Below are 11,821 nucleotides of genomic sequence, written 5' to 3'. Positions count from 1 at the left end.
GTCGCCGCCTTCCGCTTCACCATAATCCAGGCGGGCGCCGCCCGTTGCCTCTGGCCGACCCGATCTTTGCTCGTGGCGACCGCGGGTCGGGGCCCGTCGGCGGCGGGGCGTGACGGCGCGCCCGATGTGTCGCAGGGACCAAAGTGGCCGTCGCCGCTGGTGTCACGGGAGCCGGCCGGCGGGACTAGCTTCGAGGGCAGGAACGGCCTTCCGGCATTCGCCCCGAGGCCGCGTGGCAAGGCCCAGGCATCTGGAAAGGAGACACGACCATGTCCCAGGTCATCGAAAGCATCGCGCACACCCAGTCGGCACCGGAGATCCTGCTCTATCCGCGGATCCGCAAGTCGCCGTTCTTCTACGCCTCCCGGCGCCATGGGGTGCGCAAGTACAGCGTCTACAACCATCACTACCACCCGCGCCTCTATACCGACCCGGTGGACGAGTACTGGGCCCTGGTGGAGGGGGTCACCCTCTGGGACGTGGGCGTGGAGCGCCAGATCGAGATCAGCGGCCCCGACGCCTTCGCCTTCACCCAGATGCTGGTGCCCCGTGACATGCGTCACTGCCAGGTCGGCCAGTGCAAGTACGTCTTCGTCACCGCGGACGACGGGGGCATCATCAACGACCCGGTGCTGCTGCGCATCGAGGAGAACCGTTTCTGGCTGTCGCTGGCCGACAGTGACGTGATGCTCTGGTGCCAGGGCCTGGCCTACCACTCGTGCCTGGACGTCACCATCCGGGAGGTGGACGTGGCCCCGGTCCAGGTCCAGGGGCCCAATGCCAAGCCGGTGATGGTGGACCTCTTCGGCGAGCGGGTGCTGGAGATCCCCTACTACCACCTCATGGAGGCGGAGCTCGATGGCATGTCCGTGGTGGTCTCGCGTACCGGCTATTCCGGCGAGATCGGCTACGAGATCTACCTGCGAGAGGCCACCCGTCACGGCGAGGCCCTGTGGCAGCGGGTCTTCGAGGCGGGGCGCCCCCACGGCATGCAGGTGATCGGTCCCTGCCATATCCGCCGCATCGAGGGCGGCATCCTCGCCTTCGGCTGCGACATCTGGTACGACACCAATCCCTTCGAGGTGGGCATGGGCTACGACTGGATGGTCGACCTGCGCGGCGACGACGACTTCGTCGGGCGCAAGGCCCTGGAGCGCATCAAGGCCGAGGGGGTCACCCGCCGCCTGGTGGGCGTGGAGATCGACGGCCCCAGCATCGGCTATTTCACCGATGGCTCGATGATCGACGTCTTCCCCGTCCACGACAGCGACGGGGCGCTCATCGGCAAGGTGACCTCGGCCACCCGCTCGCCACGCCAGGACCGCAACATCGGCTATGCCATGGTGCCGACCTCCCATGCCGAGCTCGGCACGCCGCTGCGCATCGAGGCCAACACCGGCATGCAGGAGGCGGTGGTGGTGCCCAAGCCGTTCCATGATCCGCGCAAGGACATTCCCAAGGGCTGAGCCATGAACGATCTACGGAGCGTGACGTCCCCGGAGCAGGGCCTCCGGGGGTGCCTGGCGCTGGCCAGTCCCCGCTACGAGCTGCTGCCCCTGGCGGACATGCGGGAGGCGGCCGGCCTCCTGCCGGCCGGGGCCCTGGTGACCGTGACCTGCTCGCCACGCCACGGCATCGAGCGGACCCTGGAGGAGGCCGAGTGGCTGTCGCGGTCCGGCTTTCGGGCGGTGCCTCACCTCGCCGCTCGCCTGGTCCGCGACCGGGCCCACCTGGAGGAGATCGTGTCGCGCATGGCGGCGGCCGGCATCGATGACTGCCTCGTGGTGGGGGGCGATGCCCCCCGGGCGACGGGAGACTTTGCCGACGGCCTGGCCCTGCTGGAGGGCCTGGCCGGCCATCCCGCGCGCCCCTCACGGCTCGGCGTGCCCGCCTATCCGGAGGGGCATCCTGGGTTCGACGCTGCGGCCCTGCAGCGCAATCTCGAGGCCAAGGCGCGACTGGCCGACTATGCCGTCACCCAGCTCTGCTTCGAGGCCCTGCCGCTGCGGGACTGGCTGCGGCTTCAGCGAGACAGGGGGCTGGCCCTGCCGATCTATGCGGGCATCCCGGGGGTGATCGCCCATGCCCGGCTGCTGTCGGTGGCCATGCGCATCGGCCTGGGGGCCTCGACGCGGGCTCTGGGCCGCCAGCGGGGGCTGCTCGGGCGCTTGCTGCGGCCCGCCGTGTATCGCCCCGAGGCGCTGATGCGCGGGCTGTGGCCGGCCCTGGACGAACCGGACGGCTTCGCCGGGCTGCATGTCTACTCCTTCAACCAGGTCGGTGCCACCCGGGCCTGGCTGGAGGCACTGCGCGCTACCCGCTGTGCGGGCACCGACCCGGTGGCGACTCTACTGTCGCCATCTGGTGACAGCGGGTCAGGGATTGTGAAACCTGCTGCACGATACTGAAGCCCGGGGTCCCGGCGGCGTATACTGGATGCGATTCGCGACTGGCGCAGGAAGCGTCATCGCCATCGCACCCTTTTTTTCGTCACGCATCTCCCGGAGTCCGTGACAACAACGAGGCGCAGCCGCGTCCTCCTGGAGGTGAAAGATGAGCAAGTCGATCGTGGTGGGCTCCACCCTGGCCGTGCTGGGGCTGGGTGGCCTCGGCTTCGGTGCCTGGCAGATCCAGGACCAGCAGCGTGGCCCCGAGTACGCCGAGATCACCAACGTGGAGACCCTGACCCGCACCGTGGAGACCCCCCGCGAGGTGTGTGAGCAGGTGGTCGTGCAACTGCCACCGGAAACCCCGACGGGGCAGGGGGCCAGCCGTGATCCCCACCGCGTGCTGGGGACCGCTGCCGGTGCCATCGTCGGCGGCCTGCTGGGCAACCAGATCGGCGGCGGCAGCGGCAAGAAGATCGCCACGGTGGCCGGTGCCATCGGCGGCGGCCTGGCCGGCCGTGAGGTCCAGGAGCGGGTGGAGGCACGCCAGCATTCCCAGGCGGCGCAGTCCCAGCCGCGCACCACGACCCGCGAGGAGTGTCGTACCGTGGTCGACACCCGCCAGGAGACCACGGGCTACGAGGTGACCTGGCGTCACGGCGAGACGGTGCAGACCGCCCGCCTGGACAACCCACCCCAGGGCGACCGGGTGCTGCTCGAGGAGGGGCAGCCGCAGTGGAATGCCGTCTCCTCGCAAGGTGGCTGAACGAGCTCCATCTCGTCATGAACGACAGCGCCCCGGCCATCACTGGCCGGGGCGCTGTCGTTGTCGGGGGCTGTCGTTGTCGGGGCAAGGCGCCTCAGACGTGGCGCAGGTACCAGTCATACTCGAGCCGGCTGACCGCCTGCATGGCGTGGTCGCGCTCGGCACGGCGATTGGCCAGGAAGACCTCGAGGAAGTCCGCGCCCAGCGCCTCGGTGAGGGGGGCGCTCGTCGCCAGCAGGTCCAGGGCCTGGCTCCAGCTGTTGGTCAGGCTGGGGGCGACCTGGGCATAGGCGTTGCCGGTCACGGCCGGCGGCGGGGTCAGGCGCTGCGCCATCCCATGGTCGATCGCGGCCAGCAGGGTGGCCATCAGCAGGTAGGGATTGACGTCGGCGCCGGCGACCCGGTGCTCGAGTCGCCGTGCCGGGTTGGGGCCGGAGGGAATGCGCACCGCCACCGAGCGGTTGTCGTAGCCCCAGGTCGGTGCCATCGGTACGTAGAGTCCGGGCTGGAAACGTCGGAAGGAGTTGAGGTTGGGGGCAAACAGCGCCATGGAGGCCGGCATCAACTCGAGCAGCCCGGCCACGGCCTGCTGCATCAGCGGCGTCCCGAGCGGGCCGCCATCCTCGGCGGCGAAGACGTTGTGGCCTGCCTCGTCGAGCATGCTGATGTGGACATGGGTGCCGTTGCCGGCCTCCTGGCCGTAGGGCTTGGCCATGAAGGTGGCCTCGAAGCCGTGGCGCAGGGCCACGCCCTTGATCAGGCGCTTGAGCAGCACGGCGCTGTCGCAGGCCTTGAGCGCATCGTCGCAGTGCAGCAGGTTGATCTCGAACTGGCCGGGTGCGCACTCCTTGAGGGCGGTGTCCAGCGGGAGCTGCTGGGCCCGGGCGCTGGCATGGACCTCCTCGAGCAGGTCCGCGTACTCGTCGAGTTCGTTGATCGAGTAGAGCTGGCTCTGGGAGGCGCGCTCGCCCGTCACCGGCGAGCAGGGCGGCTGGATCATGCCCAGGCCGTCCCGACGGCGGTCGACCAGGTAGAACTCCATCTCCACTGCGACCACCGGCGTCAGGCCGGCCTGACGGAAACGCTCCATCACCCGGTCCAGTACCTGGCGGGGGTCGGCGAAGAAGGGGCCGCCGTCGGGTTCGGTCATGGTCATCAGCAACTGCGCCTGGCGGCCGTCGCGAAGCCAGGGGCTCGGCATCAGGGTGCCCGGCACAGGCCGGCAGACCCGGTCCCCGTCACCGGAGGCCAGTCCCAGCCCGGTGGCCTCGATGGTGTTGCCCAGGATATCCAGGGCGAACACCGAGGCGGGGAGGTTGACCCCGTCCCGGAAGGCCTTCTCGAGATTGGTGCGCGGAATGCGCTTGCCTCGCAGCACCCCATTGAGGTCGCCGATCAGCAGGTCGATACTGTCGATCTCGGGATGGTCGTCGAGGAAAGTGCGCGCCTCGTCGGCGGGAGAGGAAGACATGGAAGCCACCTAATCGGCCGTGGGTCGTCGTGCGGTGGCTGTCATCTTTGAATCACCGGCGCTTGTTGTCAAATCCTTTACGAACCATCGCGGGTGCCGCGGGTCTCCTGTCGCCGGTATGCGGGGCTGAGGCGCCTGAAAACAGAGGTTTGTGTCGAGATATCGGCGTCCGGCGCGGGCGAGGGTTGGCAAGGTTAATCAACGGCGATATGTTGAGCCAAACATAACAATCATCTACATGCGTGTTTCTAGGAGACTGCCATGCGTGCTCGACCCCTGGTGGGCGTGATCGCCTGTCGACGCGAGGTGGAAGGTCACCCCGCGCACATGGTCACCGACAAGTACCTCTCGGCCCTGCGCGACTATGGCCTCGCCCCGGTGATCCTGCCGGTGTGGCAAGGGGACGTGGACAGGGAGCTGCTGTCGCGTCTGGACGGCCTGCTACTCACCGGCAGCCGCACCAATGTCGAGCCGGGGCGGTACGGGGCAGAGCGCGTGCCCGAGAACACCCGTGACGATCACCATCGGGATGCCACGGCGTTCGGCCTGATTCCGGCGGCCCTGGACCAGGGTCTGCCGCTGTTCGGCATCTGCCGCGGTTTCCAGGAGCTCAACGTGGCCTTCGGCGGCACTCTCCATCAGGCCGTCCAGCAGGTTCCCGGCCGGTTCGACCATCGCGAGCCCGTGGGCGATCACGACATCCGCTATGCGCCGGCCCATGACCTGGAGATCCTGCCCGGCGGCATGATGTCCCGGCTCTTCGCCGAGCGGTATAGCCGCGTCAACTCGCTGCACCAGCAGGGGATCGACGCCCTGGGGCTCGGGCTCGATGCCGAGGCGGTGGCCCTGGATGGGCAGATCGAGGCCATCTCGGTCGCCGGCGCCCCGACCTTCGCCCTGGCGGTGCAGTGGCACCCCGAGTGGAAACCGCGGGAACATCCGCTCCATGATGCCCTGTTTCGCGGTTTCGCCGAGGCCTGCGAGGCCCACTGCCGGGCCGCCCGCGTCCAGCCCCTCGACGCCTGATGCCGTCGTCGACCAAGGAGAGCCCTCATGCCGCCTTCGCTCCCGGCACTGGACCGTGCCCATCACCTGCATCCCTTCACCGACTTCAAGGCCCTGGGTGAGGAGGGAAGCCGGGTCATCACCCACGCCGAGGGGGTCTACATCCACGATGCCGAGGGACACCGCCTCCTCGACGGCATGGCCGGCCTGTGGTGCGTGAACCTCGGCTACGGTCGTCGCGAGCTGGTCGACGCCGCGGCCGAGCAGATGCTTCAGCTGCCATACTACAACACCTTCTTCAAGACCACGCATCCGCCGGCGGTCGGACTCGCCGAGAAGCTCTGCCGGCTCGCGCCCGCGCACATGAACCACGTCTTCTTCACCGGTTCCGGCTCCGAGGCCAACGACACCGTGCTGCGCATGGTGCGCCGCTACTGGGCGCTCAGGGGCAAGCCGTGGAAGCAGTGGGTCATCGGCCGCGAGAACGGCTACCACGGCTCCACGTTGGCCGGCATGAGCCTCGGTGGCATGGCGTTGATGCATGAGCAGGGCGGCCCCGGCGTGCCGTGCATTACCCACGTTCGCCAGCCCTACTGGTTCGGTGAAGGCCGCGATCAGTCGCCCGAGGCCTTCGGCCATGCCTGTGCCGCCGCCATCGAGGAGCGGATCCTGGCACTGGGCGAGGAGAACGTAGCGGCCTTCATCGCCGAGCCGGTGCAGGGCGCCGGCGGGGCCATCATGCCGCCTGCGAGCTACTGGCCCGCCGTCAAGGCGGTGCTGGCACGCTACGACATCCTGCTGGTGGTGGATGAGGTGATCTGTGGCTTCGGCCGGCTGGGCGAGTGGTTCGGCAGCGTGCTCTATGACCTGGCGCCGGACCTGATGCCCATCGCCAAGGGGCTGTCGTCGGGCTACCTGCCGATCGGCGGGGTGCTGGTGGGCGATCGGGTCGCCGACACCCTGATCGAGGAGGGCGGCGAGTTCTTCCACGGCTTCACCTACTCCGGACACCCGGTCTGCGCCGCCGTGGCCCTCAGGAACCTCGAGATCATGGAGGAGGAGGGCGTGGTCGAGCGGGTGCGCGACGACCTGGGGCCCTACCTGGCGCGTCGCTGGTCCGAACTCGCCGACCATCCCCTGGTCGGCGAGGCCCGCTCCTTGGGGCTGATGGGCGCCCTCGAGCTGGTCGACCCGACCACGGGCGGACGCTTCGACCGGGCCCTGGCCGTCGGCACCCTGTGCCGCGACATCAGCTTTGCCTGTGGCCTGGTGATGCGCTCGGTGGGCGACACCATGATCATCTCGCCACCGCTGGTGATCACCCACGAACAGATCGACGAGCTGGTGAGCCTGGCCCGGGAGGCGCTCGACGAGACCGCCAGACGCCTCTCGGGCGACTTCGCCTACACCCTCTACCCCCAGGAGAGATACGAATGAGTCGCCATGACACCCCCAGGACCCACGCCGACTGGCAGGCGCTGGCCGCCTCGCAGACCCTCGAGACGCGGGCCTTCGTCGACGACGACTTCGTCGACGCCCTGAGCACTGAGACCTTCGAGACGATCAACCCCGCCAGCGGCGAGACGCTGGCGCGGGTGGCCAGCTGCGATGCTCCGGATGCCGAGGCCGCGGTGCATCACGCCCGGGAGGCCTTCTCGCGGGGCGACTGGTCGCGCCTGGCGCCCGGTCGTCGCAAGAAGGTGCTGCTCCGTCTGGCCGACCTGATGGAGGCGCACAAGCACGAGCTCGCGCTGCTCGACACCCTGGACATGGGCAAGCCCGTGAACAGCTCGCTGGGCGACATGGCCGGCGCCATCGGCTGCCTTCGCTACCAGGCCGAGTGCATCGACAAGCTCTACGGGGAGGTCGCGCCGACCGGCGAGGAGGCGCTGGCGCTGGTGCTCCGCGAGCCGCTGGGTGTGGTGGCCTGCATCGTGCCCTGGAACTTCCCCCTGATGATGACCGCCTGGAAGATCGCCCCGGCGCTGGCCGCCGGCAACAGCGTCATCCTCAAGCCCTCGGAGAAGTCGCCCCTCTCGGCGCTGCGCCTGGCGCAGCTGGCGAAGGAGGCGGGGCTGCCCCGCGGGGTCTTCCAGGTGCTGCCGGGGTTCGGCCATACCGTGGGCAAGGCGCTGGCGCTCTCCATGGAGGTCGACTGCCTGGCCTTCACCGGCTCAACCGCCGTGGGCAAGCAGCTGATGCAGTACGCCGGCCAGTCCAACCTCAAGCGGCTCTACCTGGAGTGCGGCGGCAAGAGCCCGAACATCGTCTTCGCCGACTGCAGGGACCTCGATCGCGTGGCCCGGCACGCCGCCGCGGCAATCTTCCACAACCAGGGCGAGGTCTGCATCGCCGGCTCCCGCCTGCTGGTGGAGAACAGCGTGCGCGAGGCCTTCGTCGAGAAGGTGCTGGCGGCGGCCGAGGGCATGCAGCCCGGCGACCCGCTGGACCCGGCGAGCTTCATGGGGGCGATCGTCGACGAGACGCAGCATCGCCGCATCCTCGACTACATCCGCCAGGGGGTCGAGGAGGGAGCGAGGCTGCGCTGCGGTGGCGAGGCGCTGGAGGGCCAGGGGCTGTTCATTCCGCCCACGGTGTTCGACGGAGTCACCCCGGCGATGGTCATCGGCCGCGAGGAGATCTTCGGGCCGGTGCTCTCGGTGTTCGGCTTCGACACCGAGGAGGAGGCCGTGGCCATGGCCAACGACAGCGATTTCGGCCTGGCCGCGGGCCTGTGGAGCCAGGACATCGACCGCATCATGCGGGTCACGCGCCGGCTGGCGTCGGGCCAGGTGTTCGTCAACAACTGGGCGGGCGGCGACCAGACCATGCCGTTCGGCGGGGTCAAGCAGTCCGGCAACGGCCGGGACAAGTCCCACCACTCCCTGGAGGAGTACTCCGACCTCAAGAGCGTGTGGATGTCGCTCTCCCCCTGAGACCTGTCGACCGGCGGCCCAGGGGGCGCCGGTCGTCGTTCAGGGTCGGTCGTGAGGGTGGGTCGTCCGGCAGCCGGCTAGGCGGCGACCTCGGCGGGGGCGGGCGGGATGTTGAGGTTCACGCGGAACAGGTTGTCCGGGTCGTAGCGGCGCTTCACCGCCTGCAGGCGCGCGAAGTTGACGCCGTAGGCGGTGGCGACGCGATCGCCCTCGTCCTCGGTCAGGAAGTTGACGTAGCCGCCGCCGGTGGCGAAGGGCGCCAGCTCCTGGAACACATGACGCGCCCAGTCGCGACAGCGGTCGTCCTCGGCGGCGTCCTGCCAGCGGGCATGCACGTTCATCACGTACTGGGCATCGCGTCCCGCATAGGCGGTGGCGGTGGGGTCGACCCGTGACATGGCGCCCCCCAGCTGGGCCAGGAAGACCTCGCACTCCGGGCCCGGCAGTTGCTCGGCCGCCGCCATGGCCTTGTCGAGTGCCTCGTCGCTGAGGTCACGGAAGTCATGGGACTTCCAGTAGTTGCGGGCGCCCGGGGCGAGCAGGGGGTCGAAGGCCGACTGGAAGCCGGCATACGGCTGGGTCCCCAGCATCTGGCCGACCGGCTCGCCGAAGGCCAGCACCGGGGCGACGTCGCGCTCGGCGTTGGCCGGATCGCCATTATGCATCAGGGCGAACACGACCACTCGCTGGCCATGCACCGCCTCGGGCAGGAAGGGCAGGGGCGGCGCCTCGCGCAGGATCGCCCAGACGCTGAGTTCCTCCGGTGCCTGGCGAGTGAAGTCGCGCCAGGCGTGCAGCACTCGACGAGCCTGGTCGAAGGGATAGACCACCAGGCCCGCATAGACCTCCGGGCCCACCGGGTGCAGGCGGAATTCGAAGGAGGTGACCACGCCGAAGTTGCCGCCGCCGCCGCGCAGGGCCCAGAACAGCTCCGCGTCCTCGTCTGCCGAGACGCGGTGACGCTGTCCATCGGCGGTGATCATGTCCACCGAGAGCAGGTTGTCGATGGTCATGCCGTGCTTGCGGGTCAACCAGCCGAAGCCACCCCCCAGGCACAGGCCGGCCACCCCGGTGGTGGAATTGATGCCCAGCGGCGTGGCCAGGCCGAAGGCCTGGGTCTCGCGGTCGATGTCCCCGAGCAGGGCCCCCGGGGCCACCCTGGCGGTGCGCTGTCGGGGATCCACGTGCACCGTGCGCATGGCCGACAGGTCGATCACCAGGCCACCCTCGGCGATGGCATTGCCGGCGATGTGGTGGCCGCCGCCCCGCACGCTCAGGCACATGCGCTGGGAGCGCGCGAAGTCGATGGCCTGCACGATGTCCTGATTGCCCTGGCAGCAGGCGATCAGCGCCGGGTGGCGGTCGACCATGCCGTTCCAGACCTGGCACCGTGGCGCATAGTCCGCCTCGGTCGGGGTGATCAGCCGTCCCGCCAGTCGGGACGCGAAGTCGTCGACGGCCTCGGCCGGCAGGGCGGCCTGGTCGCCATCCAGGGTGCGATAGGTCAGTGTTGTCATGATGCTTTCCTCCTCTGCCAGGGGGCCGAGACGCGAGGCCACGGCGCGATCCCGCTGGGTCGTTGAGATGCTTGTCCTGCTTAGTCTGGATGGTGCCGGGCAATGCAGCGGCTCATATTTCTAGGTCGAAAGTGGCGATGTCGGCCCGGTCTTGGAGGCGAGGCTCGCGCCCGGGAGGCAGAAGGACACGGTCGGGGGAGGAGGGCATGTCGCCCGGTGGCGCGCCGCGCCGCCCGCGCAGACACGTCAGGGCCGGCTCCGGGGAGCCGGCCCTGACGTGTCAGGATGGCGTGACGGGGTCAGCCGCGCCCACCGCCATTGCCACCGTTACCGCCATTGCCGCCATTGCCGCCATTGCCGCCATTACCGCCATTACCGCCATTGCCACCGTGGCCGCCGGCACCACCGCGATCGCTGGCGCTCAGGCCGCCGGTCTCGGGACCTCGCCTTTCACTGGCCCGGGCCTTGGCCCTGGCGCTGACGGCCTGACCGTCCACACCCCCCTCGTTGACCGCGGTATGGGCCGTCTGCAGGCCGAAGCTGGCGGCCTCGGGACGACTCTTCCGGGCCTCGGCATTGAGGTTCTCCAGGGCTCGGCTGAAGTCCGGCTCGCTCTCCTCGACCACCACGCCCTCGATCTCGACGTCATCGACCTCCGGGTCGTCGCCCTCATCGGCCAGCGCCCCCAGGGGCAGCAGCCCCAGCAGCAGGGCCATGGCCATCCATGATCGTGTCGTCATCATCTTCTCTTCTCCTCGGGATCGAAGTCTTCCTGTGCCGCCTCGGGCAACGATTCTGCCCTCGGCCTGCCGTTGTCTCCCTGCGCCGGTCGGCGACGGGCCTCTTCTTGGTCCGGGCCCTGACACAACAATGAGAGACGCGGGGCAAAGGGGCAAGTCCTTGGCGGCCCCGTCCTCACCCCATAGTGTACATATGGGATATACTGTATAGCCTTTGTACATTTTATGGCGTAGTCTGGTCATCGACCCTCGAATCAGGAGACAGCCATATGTTCGGACTCTTAAAGCGTGACCCGGTGAAGAAGCTGCAGAAGGCCTACGAGCAGAAGCTCGAGCAGGCCATGCTGGCCGCCCGCAACGGCGACATGCGCGCCAACGCCTCGCTGACCGAGGAGGCGGAGGCGCTGCGTGAGGAGATCGAGAAGTTGAAAGCGTCCTGAGGCGGTTCAGAAGGTCCGCGCCGGGGTGGCGCAGCTGACCAGTCGGCAGGATGCGCTGCCGGGATTGCGGAAGCGGTGGGGAACGTTGGTGTCGAAGTAGTAGGCCTCGCCCACCCCGAGCAGGCGGGTCTCGGCGCCGATGGTGATCTCGACCTCCCCCTCCAGCACCACGCCGGCCTCCTCGCCCTGGTGGGCGATCATCTCCCGGCCCGTGTCGGCCCCGGGGGGATAGGTCTCGATCATGAAGGCCAGGGCGCGGCTGGCGCGGTTGGCCCCCACCAACTTGTAGATGACGTCGCCCGAGCCCACGTCGGCCAGCTCCTCGGCCGAATAGAACACCTGGTTGCGGCTCTCGAGGTCCATGGTGAAGAAGTCCCCGACGCTCATCGGTATGGCGTCGAGGATCTTCTTCAGCGAACTCACCGAGGGGCTCACCTTGCCCTGCTCGATCAGTGACAGGCTGGAGTGGGTGACCCCGCACCGCTTGGCCAGCTCGCGCTGGGAGATGCCCTTGAGGGTGCGCAGGGCGCGCAGCCGCGCGCCGACATCATCCGACATC

At 69.0% G+C, this 11,821-nt stretch carries 11 protein-coding genes; 7 read left to right on the top strand and 4 right to left on the bottom strand.

Going from position 1 to position 11,821, the window contains the following annotated elements:
* Nucleotides 1-269: 269 nt before the first annotated feature.
* From BOX17_RS02080 to BOX17_RS02070, 3 genes are all read left to right on the top strand, one after another.
* Nucleotides 270-1,466 (top strand): glycine cleavage T C-terminal barrel domain-containing protein, encoded by a 1,197-nt coding sequence (locus BOX17_RS02080; RefSeq protein WP_071941841.1) that lies wholly within the window; start codon nucleotides 270-272, stop codon nucleotides 1,464-1,466.
* Nucleotides 1,467-1,469: 3 nt separating this feature from the next.
* Nucleotides 1,470-2,408, top strand: coding sequence for a methylenetetrahydrofolate reductase (locus BOX17_RS02075; protein ID WP_071941840.1), 939 nt, complete (start codon nucleotides 1,470-1,472; stop codon nucleotides 2,406-2,408).
* 145 nt (nucleotides 2,409-2,553) lie between these two features.
* On the top strand, nucleotides 2,554-3,153 hold the full coding sequence (locus BOX17_RS02070) for a glycine zipper 2TM domain-containing protein (RefSeq protein ID WP_071941839.1): 600 nt from the start codon (nucleotides 2,554-2,556) through the stop codon (nucleotides 3,151-3,153).
* Between the two features lie 94 nt (nucleotides 3,154-3,247).
* Here BOX17_RS02070 and BOX17_RS02065 read toward each other — a convergent pair whose 3' ends face one another.
* Entirely contained in the window at nucleotides 3,248-4,624 is a 1,377-nt protein-coding gene (locus BOX17_RS02065; RefSeq protein ID WP_071941838.1) for a glutamine synthetase family protein, read from the bottom strand.
* A 261-nt stretch (nucleotides 4,625-4,885) separates the two neighbouring features.
* On the opposite strand from BOX17_RS02065, the gene BOX17_RS02060 reads away from it, so the two are divergent.
* Genes BOX17_RS02060 through BOX17_RS02050 form a run of 3 tightly spaced genes read left to right on the top strand, consistent with a single transcriptional unit; the run spans nucleotide 4,886 to nucleotide 8,565 of the window.
* Nucleotides 4,886-5,650 carry a gamma-glutamyl-gamma-aminobutyrate hydrolase family protein gene (locus BOX17_RS02060; protein ID WP_071941837.1) on the top strand — a complete coding sequence of 255 codons (765 nt, stop codon included), beginning with the start codon at nucleotides 4,886-4,888 and terminating at the stop codon, nucleotides 5,648-5,650.
* Between the two features lie 27 nt (nucleotides 5,651-5,677).
* Complete coding sequence (locus tag BOX17_RS02055; RefSeq protein ID WP_071941836.1) at nucleotides 5,678-7,066, top strand: aspartate aminotransferase family protein; 1,389 nt, start codon at nucleotides 5,678-5,680, stop codon at nucleotides 7,064-7,066.
* Nucleotides 7,063-8,565: an aldehyde dehydrogenase gene (locus tag BOX17_RS02050; protein ID WP_071941835.1), complete on the top strand. Its 1,503-nt coding sequence runs from the start codon at nucleotides 7,063-7,065 to the stop codon at nucleotides 8,563-8,565. The genes BOX17_RS02055 and BOX17_RS02050 overlap by 4 nt, the downstream gene beginning before the upstream one ends.
* 77 nt (nucleotides 8,566-8,642) lie before the next feature.
* Here the strand turns inward: BOX17_RS02050 and BOX17_RS02045 are convergent, their stop codons facing one another.
* Both BOX17_RS02045 and BOX17_RS02040 read right to left on the bottom strand, forming a co-directional pair.
* On the bottom strand, nucleotides 8,643-10,082 hold the full coding sequence (locus BOX17_RS02045) for an FAD-binding oxidoreductase (protein WP_071946553.1): 1,440 nt from the start codon (nucleotides 10,080-10,082) through the stop codon (nucleotides 8,643-8,645).
* A 299-nt stretch (nucleotides 10,083-10,381) separates the two neighbouring features.
* Complete coding sequence (locus tag BOX17_RS02040; RefSeq protein WP_125925499.1) at nucleotides 10,382-10,825, bottom strand: hypothetical protein; 444 nt, start codon at nucleotides 10,823-10,825, stop codon at nucleotides 10,382-10,384.
* A gap of 266 nt (nucleotides 10,826-11,091) precedes the next feature.
* Between BOX17_RS02040 and BOX17_RS16690 the strand changes: the two genes are divergently transcribed.
* Nucleotides 11,092-11,262 (top strand): DUF6435 family protein, encoded by a 171-nt coding sequence (locus tag BOX17_RS16690; RefSeq protein WP_125925497.1) that lies wholly within the window; start codon nucleotides 11,092-11,094, stop codon nucleotides 11,260-11,262.
* A 6-nt stretch (nucleotides 11,263-11,268) separates the two neighbouring features.
* Here BOX17_RS16690 and BOX17_RS02035 read toward each other — a convergent pair whose 3' ends face one another.
* The gene (locus tag BOX17_RS02035) at nucleotides 11,269-11,820 is read right to left on the bottom strand and encodes a cupin domain-containing protein (RefSeq protein WP_071941833.1); all 552 of its coding nucleotides are present in this window, start codon (nucleotides 11,818-11,820) and stop codon (nucleotides 11,269-11,271) included.
* Nucleotide 11,821 lies beyond the last annotated feature (1 nt).

The organism is Halomonas aestuarii (assembly GCF_001886615.1).
Lineage (GTDB): Bacteria > Pseudomonadota > Gammaproteobacteria > Pseudomonadales > Halomonadaceae > Halomonas > Halomonas aestuarii.
The sequence above is the reverse complement of the archived record's forward strand: the minus strand, read 5'-3'. Positions and strand labels throughout refer to the sequence as shown.